Below are 17,251 nucleotides of genomic sequence, written 5' to 3'. Positions count from 1 at the left end.
TCGTGCTCGGCGCCGTTGCGTCGCCGCGGTCTCGGCACCGGCGCCGCGCTCCGGGCGGGCTCGGGACCCGCGTTCGGTCTCACGGGCCGACCGGTTCGCACCGCTCGGGGCGACGGCTTCACCGGTAGAACGAGTCCGGGCCCGGAAGGTGACGCGGACTCGGCCGACTTTTTCGCCGCCGGTCGCAGAGGAGCGCAGCGGCGCATGAGAAAGCGCCCGGGCCGCGCCCCATCAACGCGGCCCGGGCGTGTACCCCGAATCAGGTCGGTGTTCAGGCTTCGAGCATGTCCTGGGCCCGGTCTACGGCCTCGCGCGTCTCGATCAGCCGGGCCTCGTCGGCGGCCGGCTCGGCGTCCCCGCCGAGCACTCCGCGTCCGGCGGCCAGGGCGGGCGCCGCGGACGCGCCGATCGCCCGCACGGCCGGTGACGCCTTCGGCATCGTCGTCTCCTTGCGTCCGAGGGTGCTCTCCCGATATGACGCGGCGGGAGGTCGGATTCGTTGCCTCGGGCCGGACGCAAAGAAGGGCCGCACCGCCTGGCGGCGGTGCGGCCCCGGCCGTACGGGCCCGGGAGCCCGTTCCGGTGTCGCTGAACGCGTCTCGCCTACTTCAAGGAGACCTCGGCGCCGGCGCCCTCGAGGGCCTCCTTGGCCTTCTCGGCGTCCTCCTTGCCGGCGCCCTCCAGGACGGCCTTCGGGGCGCCCTCGACGAGCTCCTTGGCCTCCTTGAGGCCCAGGGAGGTGATGCCGCGGACTTCCTTGATGACCTTGATCTTGGAGTCGCCGGCGGAGTCGAGGACGACGTCGAAGGAGTCCTGCTCGGCCTCGGGCTCCTCGCCGCCGGCGGCGGCGCCACCGCCCGCGGCGACGGCCACGGGAGCGGCGGCGGTGACGTCGAACTCTTCCTCGAACGCCTTCACGAACTCCGAGATCTCCAGGAGGGTCATCTCCTTGAAGGTCTCGAGCAGCTCATCAGTGGACAGCTTGGCCATGGTGTTTCCTTTCTAAGTCTGCGGGCCGGGGGGCTATTCCCCGTCGGCCGATTTCTTGTCCTGCAGGGCCGCGGCCAGTCGCGCCATCTTGGTGACGGGCGCGTCGAGAACGGCGGCGGTCTGCTGCGCGTTGGCCTTGAGCGCGGCGGCGAGCTTCGACAGGAGCACCTCGCGGGATTCGAGCTCGGCGAGCCGGTTGATCTGATCGACGCTGAGGGTCTCGCCCTCCATCACGCCGCCCTTGATCACCAGGGCCTGGTGCTCCTTGGAGAACTCGCGCAGCCCCTTGGCGGCTTCCACCGGATCGCCGTCGATGAAGGTGATCGCGGTGGGACCGACGAACAGGTCGTCCAGTTCGGTCAGCCCCGCCCGGTTGGCGGCGCGCTTGGCGAGGGTGTTCTTGGCGACGCGGTAACGCGCCCCCTCGCCGAGGGAACGCCGGAGCTGCTGCAGTTCGTCCACGCTCAGCCCGCGGTACTCGGTGAGCACGGCGGCCGACGACTTGGAGAAACTGTCGCTCAGCTCGGCAATGGCGGCCTGCTTGTCCGCCGGGTATTCTTCCCTTTCAGCCATGTTTCCCTCCTTTCTCGGCTGATCAATCCTCAACCGTCACGGAGGCGACAAAAAAGGCGCCCTCGCGGACGCCTCGTGCGATTGACCCGTGGTCAACCAAAGGAATGGCCGACACCATGGTCGTTTCGAGTCGCCCTACGTTGGTCCCGGATGGTTTACAACCGCGCGAGGCGGTGACCGACGGTCTTCGGGTTGTGGAAAACGAATCCAGCCTAGCAGGCCGGATACGAAGAGCCCCGGCGCAGCGCACTGCACCGGGGCCAGGTCACATCCGCTCGCTAGGCGAGCTTGACCGCCTTCGGGTCCACCGGGATGCCCGGGCCCATGGTGGTGGTCAGCGTGGCCCTCCGCAGGTACACGCCCTTGGAGCTGGACGGCTTGAGCCGCTGCACCTCCTCGATGGCGGCGCGGTAGTTCTCGGTCAACTGGTCGACCGAGAAGCTGGTCTTGCCGATCAGCATGTGCAGGTTGGCGTGCTTGTCGACGCGGAAGGAGATCTTCCCGGCCTTGATGTCGGTCACGGCCTTGGCGACGTCGGGGGTCACCGTGCCGGTCTTCGGGTTCGGCATCAGACCGCGCGGGCCCAGGATCCGCGCGATCCGGCCGATCTTGGCCATCTGGTCGGGAGTGGCGACGGCGGCGTCGAACTCGAGCCAGCCCTCGGAGATCCGCTTGACGAGTTCGTCGCTGCCGACCTCGTCGGCGCCCGCGGTCATGGCGGCCTCGGCCTTGTCGCCCTCGGCGAAGGCGATGACGCGGACGGTCTTGCCGGTGCCGTTGGGGAGGGAGACCGTGCCGCGGACGAGCTGATCGGCCTGCCGCGGGTCGACTCCCAGGCGGAAGGCGACCTCGACGGTGGCGTCGAACTTCGCCGGGGAGGTCTCCTTGGCCAGCTCGGCGGCCTCGGCCGGCGAGTACAGACGGGTCCTGTCGACCTTCTTGGCGAGGTCGGTGTACTTCTTACTGCGCTTCATGTTCCATCCTTCGGATGTCGTGGTGAGGACGGCGCTCGCCCTGCCACAGTTCGGGTCTATTCGACGGTGATGCCCATGGAGCGGGCGGTGCCGGCGACGATCTTGGCCGCGGACTCGAGGTCGTTGGCGTTGAGGTCGGGCATCTTCTTCCCGGCGATCTCCCGGACCTGGTCCTGGGTCACCTTGCCGACCTTGCTGCGGTGCGGCTCGCCCGAGCCCTTGCCGGCGCCTGCGGCCTTGAGCAGCAGCTTCGCGGCCGGCGGGGTCTTGAGGTCGAACGTGAACGAACGGTCCTCGTACACCGTGATCTCGGCGGGGATGATCTCGCCGCGCTGGTTCTCGGTGGCCGCGTTGTAGGCCTTGCAGAACTCCATGATGTTGACGCCGTGCTGACCGAGGGCGGGACCCACCGGCGGAGCCGGAGTGGCCTGGCCACCCTCGAGTTCCAGCTTGAACGTCACAACGGCCTTCTTCTTGGGAGCCATCGTGTCCTTCTCTTTCCTGGGCTGTCCGGGGCCGATCGCCCCGTTCTCTACTCGGCGCGCCCGCCCTTGGCGAAGGCCGGGAGCAGGCACGCAACTTCTCCAGGGTACTCGCCCCGGAGTCCCGCCTCATCGGCGGAGTAAGTGAGCCGGATCAAGCCGCCGGCCGCATCGGCGCGGCGGGCGGTGCCCGGCTACAGCTTGGAGACCTGGTTGAAGTTGAGCTCCACCGGGGTCTCGCGCCCGAAGATCGAGACCAGGACCTTGAGCTTCTGCTGCTCGGCGTTGATCTCGGAGATCGTGGCCGGCATCGAGGCGAAGGCGCCGTCGACGACTGTGACCGACTCTCCGACGGTGAAGTCGACCTTGATCTCGGGCTCGGCCGAAGCGGCCTCCTCGGCGCTCTCGACCTCGGGCTTCTGCTCGGGCGGCAGCAGCCACTGGATGACCTCGTCGAGCGGCAGCGGGCTGGGCCGGTCGGTGCGGTCGACCACGCCCACGAAGCCGGTCACGCCCGGAGTGTTGCGCACCACCGAGTACGACTCGGGCGTCATCTCCATGCGGACCAGCACATAGCTCGGGAAGACCTTCGCCTCCACCTTCGACCGCTTGCCGTTCTTGATCTCGACTTCGGTGTGGGTGGGGACCTCGATCTGGTAGATGTAGTCCTCCATGTCGAAGGACTGGATCCGGTTCTCGAGGTTCGAGCGGACCCGGTTCTCGAAGCCGGCGTAGGAGTGCAGCACGTACCACTCGCCGGGCGCGAAGCGCAGCTTCGCACGGAGCGCCTCGGCGGGGTCGACTTCGGGCTCGGCGCTCTCGGCCTCTGCGGTCTCGGTCTCGTCGGTCTCGGCCTCGAGGTCGCCCTTCTCCTCGGCGTCCGTGTCCGTCGCCGCGGCGGCCTGCGCCTCGGCGTCGTTCTTCAAGGCTTCGTCGAACTCAGACACGCTTAGCTCTCATTCCGGCTCGTCCCCGCGCGACGGGGAACCACGTTGCTTTGCTTTCTCGAATCGCGGCGAACACCGCTCTTAACAGGCACGCGCCGACAGAGCCGGCGCGCGCTATACCCCTAGGGTAACCGCCGCGTCGCGGTTCCGGCCTCAGGCACCTGGGAACAGGCGCAGGTCACGTCCGGAAGGTCAGGAGTCGGCGCCGAAGGCGCGGCGGACCAGGTCGCCGAAGAGCAGGTCGAGGCCTCCGATGTAGGCCATGATGATGGCGACGAAGATGAGCACCACGATGCTGTAGACGATGAGCTGGCGGCGGGTCGGGTAGACGACCTTGCGGAGCTGCTCGATGACCTCCCGGATGAAGCGGCCGAGCAGCTTGAAGGGGTTGCGGTCGGCACTGCCGTCGCCGCGCTTGGGCGTGGGACGACCTTTGCCCGCGGTCGTGTCGGAGCGGCTGGTGTCGTCGGCCACGTCGGCTTCCTCCAGGTTTCGGTCGGTGCGTCGGCCCCGCATGTGCGGATCGCTCAGGACCGCAGCATACCGCACCGGAACGGACACGCCTCCGCGCAGGTTACGATCCCGGCCGCCCGGTCCGCTGCGCGCGGGATTCGCCGCGGTCGGAATCGGGGGCTGCGGACATCCGCTCGCGGTAGTCGTCCCACCGCTCGCGGATCTCGCTGAAGGCCTCGGACGCGAACTCGAAGAACATCGCGCTCTGGAACATCCGGTCGCGCCCGGCCCCCGGCGGGAGCACCTCGAGGCCCGAGAGCGCCAGGTCCCGGTAGCGCTTGAGCAGGGGCACGCGGTCGAGCATGATGCGGCCCCAGATGTCGTCGTCGAGGATCTCGTATACGTCGGCGCGGGTGTCGGGGCGGCGGCTCTTGATGATGAGCCCGCCGGTCACGAGGTCCCGGACGGCGTTCGAGACCGCGGCCAGGCTCACACCCATGCCCTCGGACAGCTCGGCGGCGGTGTAGCTGGAGGCGTCGTCGATGAGGATGTAGGAGAACACGCGCGCGGTCATCCGCTGCATCCCGGCCTCGATCAGCATGGTGGCGAAGCGCTCCACGTAGTTCATCACTTCGGTGCGGTCGACGTCGTCGCTCATCACGGCCTCCTCGTAGTTCGCTCCCGTCCCAGCAACGATCATACATTTTACAAATTTTTGAAATGTATGGTAATCTCAAAAACTATGACCGCTGTCATTCACACCGAGAGGCTCGTCAAGCGCTTCGGTCACGTCACCGCGCTCGACGGGCTCGACCTCGAGGTGTCCGAGGGCCAGACGCACGGCTTCCTCGGACCCAACGGGGCCGGCAAGTCCACCACCATCCGCATCCTGCTCGGGATGCTCCGCGCCGATGGCGGCGGCGCCGCTCTCTTCGGGTCCGACCCGTGGAGCGACGCCGCCGAACTGCACCGGCGACTGGCCTACGTACCGGGCGACGTCGCCCTCTGGCCCGGCCTGTCCGGCGGCGAGACGATCGACGTCCTCGGCCGCCTCCGCGGCGGGATCGACAAGCGAAAGCGCGATGAGCTGCTGGAGCGATTCGATCTCGACCCCCGCAAGAAGGGCCGCTCCTACTCCAAGGGCAACCGCCAGAAGGTCGCCCTCGTGGCCGCCTTCGCCTCCGACGTCGACCTGCTCCTGCTCGACGAGCCCACCTCCGGGCTCGACCCGCTCATGGCGGCCGTGTTCAACGAGGTAGTCCGCGAGGTCGCCGCCGAGGGCAAGACGGTGCTGCTGTCCAGCCACGTCATGAGCGAGGTCGAGGCCCTCTGCGACAAGGTCAGCATCATCCGCAAGGGCGTCGTGGTCGAGTCGGGAACGCTCGCCGACATGCGGCACCTCTCCCGTTCGGAAGTCCGCGCGACCCTCAAGAACCCGGTCCGGGGCCTCGGCGACCACGAAGGGGTCCACAACCTCAAGACCGACGGCCTGGACGTGCGCTTCCACGTCGACGGCACCGCGCTCGACGACGTGCTCACCCAGCTCGCTGTCGTCGGAATCACCAGCCTGACCTGCGAGCCGCCGTCGCTGGAGGAGATGTTCCTCCGCTACTACGGCGACGAACTGGCCGCCAAGGGCGTCGAGAACGGCGACGGTGACTGACATGGCCACCACCGCCGCCGCGCCCTCGGCGCTCCGGGAAGGCCGGCTCGGCACGCTCGCCGGAACCGGCAAACTGCTCCGATTCCAGCTCCGCCGCGCCCGCGTCTACCTGCTCGGCTGGTTCGCCGGCCTGGTCGGCTTCAACTGGTTGGTCGCCGCGGGTTTCCCGGAGCTGTACCCGACCGGAGCCGAACGGGCCGAGTTCGCAACCACCATCGATACTCCGGCGATGCGGTCGATGACCGGACCCGGCGAGTACCTCGACGTCTACGCCTCCAGCATCGGTGCGATGTTCGCCCACCAGATGGTCCTGTGGGTCGGTGCCGTCGTCGCCGTCATGTTCATCCTGCTGATCACGCGCCTGACCCGGGCGGACGAGGAGACCTCCAGGCTGGAGGTCATCCGCTCCGAGCCCATCGGTCGCCGCGCCGACCTGGCCGCCGCGATACTGCTGGCGATCGTCGCGGCGGTGGCCCTCGGGCTGCTGATGGCGCTGTCGGTCCGGGGCATGGAGGGCGCCGGCCTGGAAGGCTCGCTGCTGTACGGCCTGAACTACACGGCCATCGGCATCGTCTTCGCGGCCGTGACGGCCGCGGCCGCGCAACTGGGCAGCTACGCCTCGACCGCCAACGGCATGGGCTTCGGCGTGCTCGGGTTCGCCGTGCTGACAAGTGCCCTCGGCAACGCCCAGGAGAACGCCACGGTCTGGTTCTCGCCGATCGGCTGGGCCCAGGTGACCTTCGTGTTCACGCCCGAGCATCGCTGGTGGCCGTTGCTCTTCGCCGCCGCCGTCGCGGCAGTGCTGTTCTGGTGGGCCTTCGCGCTGGTCGCCCGGCGTGACTTCGGGCAGGGCCTCATGCCGGCCCGTGCGGGCCGCCCCGAGGCCAAGCCGGGTCTGCACTCGATCAGCGGCCTCACCTTCCGCCTGACCAGGGGACTCACCTGGGCCGCCGTGGTCACCATGGCACTGCTGGGAGCCGCCTACGGGTCGGTGATCGGCAGTGCCGCGGATATGCTCTCGGGCCTGTCTGAGGCGCAACAGGAGATCATCAACCAGGGCGGGGCGGACTACGCGGAGAACTTCGCCTCGACGATCTCCAAGATCGACGCCTTCTTCGCCACGATCTTCGGGCTGCTCGTCATCGGGCGGGCCCGGAAGGAGGAAACCGGGGGGCGCGGCGAGCTGCTCGCCGCCGCGCCCATCCGCCGGTCCGGATGGCCCGGCTCATACCTGCCCGCGGCGCTGTTCACCAGCGGTCTGGCCACGATCGTCGGCGGGATCTTCCTGGCGCTGACGGGCGCCGCGTCGATGAACGACGGTTCCTACTTCGGCAAGATCCTGCTGGCTTCGATGCTCTATCTCCCCGCCGTCTGGGTGATGGTGGCGCTCGCCTACGCCACGCTCGCCTGGCTGCCACGTGCGGGCTGGCTGCGCTGGCTGCCGTGGGTGTACGTCTTCATCGTGGGCTACTACGGGCGGGTGCTGGAACTGCCGGACGGCGCCGTGAACCTCTCGCCGTTCGAACACGTCTCGGCCTACCCGGCCCAGGACGTCGAAGTGCTGCCGGTGATCGTGCTGTTCGCGATCGCAGCGGCCTTCACGGCTCTGGGATACACGGGAGTGCGGCGCCGGGATCTCCAGTTCAGCTAGCCGGCGGACCATCGTTCCGCGAGGCCGGCGGCGGCGTTCGCCTCGCCGCCGCCGGCCCGGTCCGGGTCGGACTGTCGGACCCGCCTGCTTCGCTGTGGTTCCATGGGGACCGTGTCCGAGCTCAGGTATGAACTGACCGACCCGCCCGCTGCGCCGTTCGACTTCGAACTCGATGCGGCGCAGTGCGCGATCGTCGATCACGCCTCGGGCCCGCTCCTGGTCCGGGGCGGACCGGGCACCGGCAAGACCGAGGCGCTCATCCGGGCCGCGGCGGCCAAGGTCGAGGCGGGGGCCGACCCGGCGTCGATCCTGATGCTGGGCCTGCGCCGCCAGGACACCGCCTACCTCCGGGGGCGCCTCAACTCCCTGACCTCCCGGTTCTCGTCCACCGAGGCCGGTCTCTTCACCTTCCCCGCGTTCGCCTTCGCGGTCCTGCGGGCCGCCGCGGTCGCCGAGGGCCGCGGCGAGCCCCGCCTGCTGACCGCGCCCGAGGCGGACACGCTCATCCGCTCGATGCTCGGCACCGAGGACTTCGGCTGGCCCGAGGGGCTGACCGAGGCCCTCCGCACCTACGCCTTCACCCAGCAGCTCCGCGACCTGGTCCTCCGCTCGGGCGAGCGCGGGCTCGACGGCCGCAAGCTCGCCTCCCTGGGGCGCGAGCACGACCGGCCCGAATGGGTGGCCGCCGCCGCCTTCTACGACCGCTACGTGACCACTCTCGCGGTCCAGTCGACCTCCAGCGCCCTGTACGACTCGGCCGAGATCGTGCGCGCGGCGGCCGGGGAGCTGCGCCGCCGGCCCGACCTGGCCGGGCGTCCGTCCTGGGTGTTCGTCGACGACCTCCAGGACGCCACTCCCGCGCACGTCGAGCTGCTCGAACTGATCGCGGGCGGCGGGGCGAACCTGGTGGCGGCCGCCTGCCCCGACGAGGCCGTGTTCGGCTATCAGGGCGGGGATCCGGAGATCGTCCGGCACTTCCCCGACCGGTTCCCCACGATCACCGGCGACGAGGCGCCGACGGTGCGGCTGTCCGACACGCATTCGGTGGCGCTCGCGCCGCTGGAGGCCACGGTGGCGCTGTCGCGGCGGCTGCGGGGTCCGGACCGGGACCGCAGGCGCGGCACCGACTCCGAATCGGCTGGTTCGGCCGCGGTGTGCTTCGTGCCGTCGCCGACCCGCGAGGCCACGTTCATCGCCGACACCGCCCGCCGGGCGCATCTGCTCGACGGTGTCGCCTACGGCGACATGGCCGTGATGGTCAAGTCGGCCTCGTCGATCCCGCAGTTGCGCCGGGCGATGCAGCACGCGGGCGTGCCCACCAGGCAGGCCGCCGACGACCTGCCGCTGCCGGCGCATCCGACGGTGCGGGACCTGCTCCGCATCATCCTCATCGGACGCGACACGGACCGGCTCGACGAGTCGGCCGCCGCCGGGCTGCTCCATTCGGCGTTCGGCGGCGCCGATCCGTTCGCCGAGCGGCGGCTGCGCCAGGAGCTGCGGCGCATCGCCGTCGCCGCAGACGACTTCTCCCCCGCCTCCGACCTGCTGGTCGAGGCCCTCGGCGATCCCGGCGAGGTCGCCGCGCTGCCGGACGAGCCGTGGGCCGAGCCGGCCCGGCGGCTGTCGGCCCTGTTCGAGACCGCGCGCGGCTCGGGCGGGGTCACCGAGGTGCTGTGGGCGGTGTGGGAGGCCTCGGGGATGGGCGAGAGGCTGCGCCGCCGGGCCCTGTCGTCCGACCGGCGCGCCCAGCGGGCCGACGCCGAGCTCGACGCGGTCATCGCCCTGTTCGACCTCGCCTCCGACTACGAGCGCAAGCAGCCCGGCGCGGGCGTGGACGTCTTCTGCGAGCACGTGCTGCACCAGGAGCTGCCGGGCGACTCGCTCTCGGTCGGCGCCGACCTGGGCGATGCGGTCACGCTCACCACCGCCCACGCCGCCCACGGGCGGCAGTGGGACTTCGTGGTCGTGGCCGGGGCGCAGGAGGGTACGTGGCCGAACCTGCGGCCGCGCGGGTCGGTCGTGGGCGCCGAGGCCCTGGTCGACGTCCTCGACGGCCGGGCCGACGTCGACGCCGTCGCGCAGTTGCTCGACGAGGAGCGCCGACTGTTCTATGTGGCCTGCACGAGGGCGCGGGAGCGGCTGCTGGTGACCTCGGTCGATTCCGACGACCTGCAGCCCAGCCGGTTCTGCACGGAGCTGGGCCTCGAACCGGTTCCCCCGCCGCGCGGGGTCCGGCCGCTGAGCCTGGCATCCCTGGTCGCGCGTCTGCGGGAGGTCGTCGTCGACCAGGACGGCCCCGACCGCGAGGCGGCGGCCGCGGAGTTGCGGCGTCTCGCCGAGGCGGGGGTGCCGGGCGCGAACCCGGCGAGTTGGTGGGGCCTGGCCGAGCTGTCCGACGAGCGCGCCCTGGCCATGGCGGGCGAGACGATCCGGATCTCGCCGTCGCAGGTGGAGAAGACCCGGCAGTGCGGGCTGCGCTGGGTTCTGGAGTCGCACGGCGGCGACGACGGCGACCTGCTGCCGCGCCACATGGGGACGCTCCTGCACTCCGCGGCCGAGGCGGTGGTCGCCGCCCCGGAGGCCGACCCGGCCGAGGTGATGGACCGGGTCGTGACCGAGCACTTCGACCGGCTGCCGTTCGAGGCGCCGTGGCAGGCCGCCCAGGAGCGCCGCCGCGTCTCCGGGGCCGTGGACCGGTTCGCGAACTGGCTGCGCGCCAACAAGCGGGAGCTGCTCGGCGCCGAGCGGTCGTTCCGCGTCAAGCTCGAGCTCGGCCCCCCGGGGGTCGAGGTGGTGATGTCCGGCCAGGTCGACCGGCTCGAACGCGACGAGACCGGCCGGGTCTACGTCGTCGACCTCAAGACCGGCAAGCACACCCCGACCCGACGGGAGGTCGAGGAGAACCCGCAGATGGGCGCCTACCAGCTCGCCGTCGCCGAGGGCGCGTTCGAGGAGGGCTCGGAATCGGGCGGAGCCGAACTGGTCTACCCGAGCGTGGAGAACAAGCGGTCGGTCAAGTCGCTGCGGCAGGGCCCGCTGGGCGAGGCCGAGAACCCGGACTGGGCGCGGGAGGCGGTCGACGACACCGCCAGGCAGATGAGCGGGCCGAGCTTCGAGGCCCGGCACTCCTCGCAGTGCGCCACCTGCTCGGTCAAGAACTGCTGCCCCATCGCCGAACAGGGACGGCAGGTCACCGATGAGTAAGGACCACCCGTACAGCGCCGTGGGGCTGGCGAACCGGCTCGGCGAGCCGACCCCCACCCCGCAGCAGGAGGCGGTGATCGAGGCCGGCGGCGACCCGCTGCTGGTCGTGGCCGGCGCGGGCTCGGGCAAGACCACGACGATGGCCGACCGGGTGGTATGGCTGATCGCGAACCGGGTGGTGCGCCCCGAGCACATCCTGGGACTGACCTTCACCCGCAAGGCCGCCGCCGAACTGTCCTCGCGCATCCGCCAGAAGCTCCGCAGACTCGCCGAGGGCCTCCCCGAACTGTCCGAACTGCACGGCGAGCCGACCGTGTCGACCTACAACGCCTACGCGGCGAGCCTGGTCTCCGAGCACGGGATCCGGATCGGCGTGGAGCCGAACACGCGGGTGGTGACCGAGACCGGGCGCTGGCAACTGGCGCGGGACCTGGTAACGGCCTGGGACGGTGAGATGACCGAATTCGACGTCGGCATCGACAGAGTCACCGAACTGGTGCTACGCCTCTCCGGCGAGCTGTCCGAGCACCTGCGCGGCGGCGACGACCTGCGCAGGTTCGACCGGCGGCTCGCCGACGACCTCGAACAGCGCCGGGCCGCCCGCGACAACGAGGAGTTCCGGGCGCTGGTCTCGTTGCTGCGCAAGCACGACCAGCTCCTGCCGCTGGCGGAGTCCTGGCGGCGGCGCAAGCGCGAGCGGGGCGTCATGGACTTCGCCGACCAGCTCTCCCTGGCGGCCGAACTGGTCGCGCTCTCGCCCGAGATCGCCGCGACCGAGCGCGACCGCTGGCGGGCGGTGCTCCTCGACGAGTACCAGGACACCTCGCATTCGCAGGTGACGCTGCTGCGCGACCTGTTCGGAGGCGGCCACCCGGTGACGGCCGTGGGCGACCCGAACCAGTCGATCTACTCCTGGCGCGGGGCCTCGGCCGGGACCCTCCAGCGGTTCCGCACCGACTTCCCCGACCGCGCGGGCACCGAGGCCGTGCAGGTCGAACTGACCAAGTCGTGGCGCAACCGCTCGGCGATCCTCGAGGTCGCCAACACCGTCTCGGCGCCGCTGCGGGCCGGCACCGTGTCACCGCTGGTCGCCGGGATCGAGGGCGCCGGCCGGGTCGACGCGGCGATGCACCTGACCGCCGACGAGGAGGCCGCCTGGCTGGCTTCGCGGCTGGCCGAGGACTGGGATCCGGACGGGACCGAGACGGCCGCGGTCCTGGTGCGCAAGCGCCGCCAGCTCCCCGCGCTGCATCGGGCGCTGACGGCGGCCGGGCTGCCGGTGCAGGTGGTCGGCTCGCTGGGGCTGCTGTACTACCCGGAGGTGGCCGAGGTCGTGGCGATGCTGCGGGCCGCGGCGGACCCGTCCGACGGCCCGGCGCTGCTGCGGCTGCTGACCGGCGCCCGCTGGCGGATCGGGCCGCGCGACCTCGGCGCACTGTGGGGCCGGGCCCGGGAGCTGGCCCCGGACGTGCGGGGCTTCGAACCGGACGCGGGTGTGGAGGCCGAGGCGTCCCTGGCGGACGCGCTGGCCGACCCGGGCGGGGCGGAGCGCTACTCGGCGCTGGGCCGCCTGCGGTTCGGGCAGATCCACGAGGAGCTGACCTGGATCCGCGGCCGGCTGGGGCAGAGCCTGCCGGACGTGGTCGGCGACGTGGTCGCCAAGACGGGCCTGGACGTCGAGGTCATGCTGCACCGGGGCGACCTGTCGAACCTGGACGAGTTCACCGACATCGCGGCGTCCTACGAGAACGACACGAGCGCTGCGAGCGTCCCGGGGTTCCTGTCCTATCTGGAGTCGGCCACCGAACGCGAGCGCGGGCTGGTCGTCGAGGGGGCGAGCACCGCCGGCGGGGTCGTCCAACTGATGACCGTGCACGCCGCGAAGGGCCTGGAGTGGGACGTGGTCGCGGTGCCGGGCCTGTGCGAGGGCGTCCTCCCCGGCGGCGGTTCGGGTCCCACTTGGACGACCGACCCGTCCCGCCTGCCGTATCCGCTGCGGGGCGACGCGGACAACCTGCCGGTGCTGCGCCTGGCCGACGCCCGCGATCCCAAGGAGGTCAAGGAAGCGCTGAAGGCGTTCAAGGCCGCCGACCGGGAGGCGCGGCTGAACGAGGAGCGGCGGCTGGCGTACGTGGCGCTCACCAGAGCCAGGCGGCACCTGGTGGCGAGCGGGTACTGGTGGGACGCCGAGAGCGGTAAGCCGCACCGACCGGCCCCGTATCTGGAGGAGGCCCGGGCCGCGGGGGCGGCGGTGGCGGTCTGGGCCGAGCCGGGGGGATCGAACCCGCTGGAGGAGGAGGGCCTGACCGCGCAGTGGCCGCGTCAGGCGCCGCTGGGCTCGCGCCAGGAGGCGTTCGCGGCGGCGGCCGAACTGGTCTTGGCCTCCGGCGAGCCGAGTGGGACTCCGCAGGCCCGCGAGTGGGCCGAGGAGGCCGAGTTGCTGCTGGCCGAGCGCGACGAACGCGAGTCGGGCGTGATCCGGCTGCCGCGGCCGCAGCGCCTGTCGACCTCGCAATTGATGGCGATGCGCGCCGACGAGGCGGAGTTCGCCTCGGCCAGGCGCAGGCCGATGCCGCGGCCGCCGGGGCTCGGCACCCGGCGGGGCACGGAGTTCCACGCGTGGGTGGAGGAGTTCTACGGCGGCGGGGCGCTGTTCGACCCCGATGACCTGCCGGGCGCCGCCGACGAGGCGGTGAGCGACCGTGACCTGGAACGTCTCAGGGAGACGTTCCGGAACTCCGAGTGGGCCCGCCGGAGCGCGGTGGCTCAGGAGGTGCCGTTCGTGCTCGACTACGAGGGCACGGTGGTGCGCGGCCGCATCGACGCGGTGTTCGCCCGCGGCGACGGCGGATGGGACATCGTGGACTGGAAGACCGGGCGCCCGCCGGAGGGGGAGGCGGCCGACCGGGCGGCGCTCCAGCTCGAGGTGTACCGGAAGGCGTGGGCGAGACTCAAGGGCGTCCCGGAGGACCGGGTCCACACCGCGTTCTACTACGTGTCCGAGGACCGTACGTGGCGGCCGGACCCTTCTTAGCCGACGGTTCTCCCGCAAGGCACCGGCGGTTTGCGCGGCGGTGCTAGAGTCGCCGCGTCCCCGAGCGGTCGGCGGACCCGACGGCGATGCGCTCCGATTCGAGGGACTGCAACGATTCCCCTTACCGATCGATAGGAACCCATGAGCATTCACAGCAAGCTCGGCACCCGGCTCACCGCCGTGGTGGGCGGCGGCTTCGCCCTGACTCTCGCCCTCGCCGCCTGCGGCGGAGGCACCGACACGCCGGAGGGCGCGGTCGAGAACTTCTTCGACAACGGCGTGGAGGACTTCGCGACCTCCTTCTCCGAGGGCGACTTCGACGAGCTCACCTCGATCACCGAGGAGTACTTCTGCGAGCAGGATGTCTCGGACATTCAGGAGATGGCCGACATGGCCGCCGAAATGTCCGACGAAGAGCGCGAGATGGCGCTGGACAGTGCGGCCGACGAGTTCGAGATCCCCGAGGACTGGTCGTACGAGATCGGTGAGGTGACCGAGGACGGCGACTCCGCGACCGTCGAACTCGAGGTGACCGAGAACGGCGAGACCACCGATTCGACCGTCGACCTCGTCAAGGAAGAAGACGAGTGGAAGATCTGCGGCGGCCTCGGCGTGTAGGCCGCTCGGAACGGTTGCGGGTCCGGACGCCTCCGGCGTCCGGACCCGTTTTCGCGTTGCGAACCGATCGACCGTGACCGATCATGAAGGCCATGGTGATACTGGCCGTTGAGCTTGCCGACGACGTCGCCGAATGGTCGGCGGCGCAGGCCGCCGTACGCGGCTGATCTCGACAGGATCTCGTTCGGGAGTGCCTGCGCGATGCCTACGAGCGCTCGCGGGAGGTCGACACCGTCGCACGGCGAATCTGTGCGGAAAACGAGGAACCGCTCAGGCGCCTGGCCGAATGAGGTGGCCGGATAGAGGTCTCGGACCGTTGACTTCCTCCCCGGCCTGAAGGCCGAGGATTCCTACCACCCGCGAGGCTGCGGGTCTCGGTGGGTTCCCGCTTCGACCCGCTGCGCCCGGCCTCCCGGGTCTTACCAGCGGTCCACGGGCGTTTTACCTGTCCGCCTGCCCGGCGGCCAGGATGTTGTTCGCGGCGTTGATGTCGCGGTCATGGCACGCCCCGCAGGCGGTGCAGGTCCATTCGCGGACGCTGAGCGGCTTGGGTCCGTCCTTCGCCCCGCAGGCCGAGCACGTCTGACTCGATGGCAGCCACCGGTCGACCTTCGCGAAGGCGCGTCCGTACCGGGCGGCCTTGTACTCGAGCATATGCACGAACGCCGACCATCCGGCATCGTGCACGCTCTTGGCCAGCCGGGTCCGGGCCAGACCGCGCACCGCGAGGTCTTCGACGTACACCGCTTGGCTGTCGCGGATGAGCTGCGTCGAGACCTGGTGGTGCCAGTCGCGCCGGGTATCGGCGACCTTGGCGTGCTGCCGGGCCAGCGCCGCGCGGGCCTTGGCCCGATTCTTCGAGCCTTGCTGCTTGCGGGAGAGCGCCCGCTGGAGGCGTTTGAGTCGGCGTTCGGCGCGGCGCAGGAACCGCGGGTTGTCGATCCGCTTGCCCGAGCTGGTGACCGCGAACGCGGTCAGGCCCAGGTCGATACCGATCGGTTCACCGGCCTGCTGGTCGGTATCGGGCGGCGGCTCGGGGCCGGTCTGGACCACGAACGACAGGAAGTACCGCCCGGCCGCGTCCTTGATCACGGTCACGCTGGAGGGCGCGGCCGGGAGCTCGCGGGACCAGGCCACCTTGACCTCGCCGATCTTGGCCAGGTACACCCGGCCGCCCTGGCGGACGGCGAAGGCGTTGGTGTTGAGCCGGATCGACTGGCGGGCGTCCTTGCGGGACTTGCACCGCGGCGGCCCTACCTTGGGGCCCTTGCGTTTGCCATTGACCGAGCCGAAGAAGGCCTGGTAGGCGGCCTCCAGGTCCCGCAGGGACTGCTGAAGCACCACCGCGCTGACTTCGGCCAGCCAGGCCCGCTCCGGCGTCTGCTTGGCGGCGGTGAGGTAGGTCCTCGACAACTCCGCCGAGGACACGTACGCCTCCCCGGCCGCGTGCGCTTCCTTGCGGGCGCGCAGGCAGTCGTTCCACACTACGCGGGCGCACCCGAACGCACGGGCCAGCGCCGACCGCTGGCCCCCATCCGGGTAGGCTCGATAGTTGTAGCGCAACTGCATCAGCCACACCCTGCCACCGGCCAGCGGCCGAGGGCGGCAGGCACGGCCACCGCAGGCCTGTGATCCCGGCGATACCGACACCCCCCGGTCATCGAGACCGGGCACCGGCACGGAGGCCTTCGATCAGGCCCTACCCGACGACAGCGAACGCGCCATGCGCGGGTCGGCGAGGACCACGAGGCCGAGTCGGCCGAGTCCAACGGCGAGCGCGACCACGTCCACCTGCCGGTCGGCCACCCGCCGAAAGTGCCGGTCTCCACGCCGACGGGCTCGCTCAAGGGCGTCTCGGCGCGCCGACTCCGGTATGAGTTCACCGGCCGGGTCAACCGGGCGATCATGCACGGGCACTTCTGGTCCCCGTCGTACTTCGCCGCCTCCCGCGGTGGCGCGCCCCTATCGATCATCGGCCAGTACCTCGAGCAGCGGCAACGCCCCGCACAGCGGTAGAGCGCTTCATCCCCGCCCTGAAGGACAGGGCTTCCACACCAAAGCACGGTAAGCAGCGGGGCTACCGCTTGGCACGGTACACATCGCTGCGGTGACCGATGGCTATCACCAGGACGACCAGTCGATCATCCTCGATCTCGTAGACGACCCGCCGGTCGCCGACGCGGATGCGCCATCGGTTCTCACGAGCCTTCAGCTTCTTGGCTCCCGCCGGACGCGGATCCTCCTCGAGCCTGCCGATAGCGAGCATGACTCGTTTCTGCACCGGCTTGTCGAGCTTGCGAAGCTGCTTCTCAGCGTCGTCACTGACGACGATCCGATACCGCTCCTCGGTCACGCGACTTCTCCGCCGTCCTCGACGGCGAGTTCGGCGACCAGTTCGGCAAACGGCCGATGAGGCGTCGAGCTCTGTTTGGCCTCGTCCGCCAGACGATTCAGGTACTCGTCTTCGGCGGCCTCCAGCATCTCGGCCTCATCGAACGGGACGATCGCGGCGACCCGTTTCCCGGCCCGGGTGATGTAGGTGCGCGAGCCGGAATAAGCGGTCTCGTTCAGCACTTCAGCGAGATGAGCGCGAAACTCGCTCACCGACATCTCCCCGGTTGCCTCATCCATGATCAGATTGTACATCCCGTACATCTAGCAC

The 17,251-nt window shown here is 70.5% G+C and carries 17 protein-coding genes; 6 read left to right on the top strand and 11 right to left on the bottom strand.

Translation table 11 applies throughout. The features are described from left to right. Nucleotides 1-271: 271 nt before the first annotated feature. The 8 genes from CUT39_RS20590 to CUT39_RS19395 form a co-directional block, all read right to left on the bottom strand. Entirely contained in the window at nucleotides 272-439 is a 168-nt protein-coding gene (locus CUT39_RS20590; RefSeq protein WP_157930846.1) for a hypothetical protein, read from the bottom strand. 164 nt (nucleotides 440-603) lie between these two features. Continuing rightward, the gene (rplL, locus tag CUT39_RS19425; RefSeq protein WP_100449110.1) at nucleotides 604-990 is read right to left on the bottom strand and encodes a 50S ribosomal protein L7/L12; all 387 of its coding nucleotides are present in this window, start codon (nucleotides 988-990) and stop codon (nucleotides 604-606) included. A gap of 33 nt (nucleotides 991-1,023) precedes the next feature. Next, the gene (gene rplJ / locus CUT39_RS19420) at nucleotides 1,024-1,563 is read right to left on the bottom strand and encodes a 50S ribosomal protein L10 (RefSeq protein ID WP_100449109.1); all 540 of its coding nucleotides are present in this window, start codon (nucleotides 1,561-1,563) and stop codon (nucleotides 1,024-1,026) included. Nucleotides 1,564-1,841: 278 nt separating this feature from the next. Further along, on the bottom strand, nucleotides 1,842-2,537 hold the full coding sequence (rplA, locus tag CUT39_RS19415; protein WP_100449108.1) for a 50S ribosomal protein L1: 696 nt from the start codon (nucleotides 2,535-2,537) through the stop codon (nucleotides 1,842-1,844). 56 nt (nucleotides 2,538-2,593) lie between these two features. Continuing rightward, nucleotides 2,594-3,022 (bottom strand): 50S ribosomal protein L11, encoded by a 429-nt coding sequence (gene rplK / locus CUT39_RS19410; RefSeq protein WP_100449107.1) that lies wholly within the window; start codon nucleotides 3,020-3,022, stop codon nucleotides 2,594-2,596. A gap of 191 nt (nucleotides 3,023-3,213) precedes the next feature. Continuing rightward, the gene (nusG, locus tag CUT39_RS19405; protein ID WP_232805831.1) at nucleotides 3,214-3,966 is read right to left on the bottom strand and encodes a transcription termination/antitermination protein NusG; all 753 of its coding nucleotides are present in this window, start codon (nucleotides 3,964-3,966) and stop codon (nucleotides 3,214-3,216) included. Nucleotides 3,967-4,158: 192 nt separating this feature from the next. After that, nucleotides 4,159-4,527, bottom strand: coding sequence for a preprotein translocase subunit SecE (gene secE, locus CUT39_RS19400; protein ID WP_198587289.1), 369 nt, complete (start codon nucleotides 4,525-4,527; stop codon nucleotides 4,159-4,161). A 13-nt stretch (nucleotides 4,528-4,540) separates the two neighbouring features. Then, nucleotides 4,541-5,077 carry a GbsR/MarR family transcriptional regulator gene (locus CUT39_RS19395; protein ID WP_100449105.1) on the bottom strand — a complete coding sequence of 179 codons (537 nt, stop codon included), beginning with the start codon at nucleotides 5,075-5,077 and terminating at the stop codon, nucleotides 4,541-4,543. 84 nt (nucleotides 5,078-5,161) lie between these two features. Between CUT39_RS19395 and CUT39_RS19390 the strand changes: the two genes are divergently transcribed. The 5 genes from CUT39_RS19390 (at nucleotide 5,162) to CUT39_RS19370 (ending at nucleotide 14,589) form a co-directional block, all read left to right on the top strand. Further along, nucleotides 5,162-6,082, top strand: coding sequence for an ABC transporter ATP-binding protein (locus CUT39_RS19390; protein WP_100449104.1), 921 nt, complete (start codon nucleotides 5,162-5,164; stop codon nucleotides 6,080-6,082). Next, nucleotides 6,075-7,733: an ABC transporter permease gene (locus CUT39_RS19385; protein ID WP_157930845.1), complete on the top strand. Its 1,659-nt coding sequence runs from the start codon at nucleotides 6,075-6,077 to the stop codon at nucleotides 7,731-7,733. Before CUT39_RS19390 ends, CUT39_RS19385 begins: the two co-directional genes overlap by 8 nt. 111 nt (nucleotides 7,734-7,844) lie before the next feature. Next, nucleotides 7,845-10,937 carry an ATP-dependent helicase gene (locus tag CUT39_RS19380; RefSeq protein ID WP_198587288.1) on the top strand — a complete coding sequence of 1,031 codons (3,093 nt, stop codon included), beginning with the start codon at nucleotides 7,845-7,847 and terminating at the stop codon, nucleotides 10,935-10,937. Continuing rightward, the gene (locus CUT39_RS19375; RefSeq protein ID WP_100449101.1) at nucleotides 10,930-13,971 is read left to right on the top strand and encodes an ATP-dependent DNA helicase; all 3,042 of its coding nucleotides are present in this window, start codon (nucleotides 10,930-10,932) and stop codon (nucleotides 13,969-13,971) included. Before CUT39_RS19380 ends, CUT39_RS19375 begins: the two co-directional genes overlap by 8 nt. A gap of 141 nt (nucleotides 13,972-14,112) precedes the next feature. Beyond that, a complete protein-coding gene (locus tag CUT39_RS19370) occupies nucleotides 14,113-14,589 on the top strand; it encodes an Rv0361 family membrane protein (protein ID WP_100449100.1) in 477 nt (158 codons plus the stop codon). Between the two features lie 441 nt (nucleotides 14,590-15,030). Here the strand turns inward: CUT39_RS19370 and CUT39_RS19365 are convergent, their stop codons facing one another. Continuing rightward, the gene (locus tag CUT39_RS19365) at nucleotides 15,031-16,158 is read right to left on the bottom strand and encodes an RNA-guided endonuclease InsQ/TnpB family protein (RefSeq protein WP_100449099.1); all 1,128 of its coding nucleotides are present in this window, start codon (nucleotides 16,156-16,158) and stop codon (nucleotides 15,031-15,033) included. A gap of 90 nt (nucleotides 16,159-16,248) precedes the next feature. Between CUT39_RS19365 and tnpA the strand changes: the two genes are divergently transcribed. Next, nucleotides 16,249-16,605, top strand: coding sequence for an IS200/IS605 family transposase (tnpA, locus tag CUT39_RS19360; RefSeq protein WP_232805837.1), 357 nt, complete (start codon nucleotides 16,249-16,251; stop codon nucleotides 16,603-16,605). Between the two features lie 61 nt (nucleotides 16,606-16,666). Here the strand turns inward: tnpA and CUT39_RS19355 are convergent, their stop codons facing one another. Then, nucleotides 16,667-16,942: a type II toxin-antitoxin system RelE family toxin gene (locus tag CUT39_RS19355; protein ID WP_100449098.1), complete on the bottom strand. Its 276-nt coding sequence runs from the start codon at nucleotides 16,940-16,942 to the stop codon at nucleotides 16,667-16,669. Then, a complete protein-coding gene (locus CUT39_RS19350) occupies nucleotides 16,939-17,220 on the bottom strand; it encodes a type II toxin-antitoxin system Phd/YefM family antitoxin (RefSeq protein WP_157930844.1) in 282 nt (93 codons plus the stop codon). The genes CUT39_RS19355 and CUT39_RS19350 overlap by 4 nt, the downstream gene beginning before the upstream one ends. Nucleotides 17,221-17,251 lie beyond the last annotated feature (31 nt).

This window comes from Glycomyces xiaoerkulensis (genome assembly GCF_002798405.1).
GTDB lineage: Bacteria > Actinomycetota > Actinomycetes > Mycobacteriales > Micromonosporaceae > Glycomyces > Glycomyces xiaoerkulensis.
Note: the sequence above shows the minus strand (reverse complement) of the source record. Positions and strands in the feature narration are given on the sequence as shown.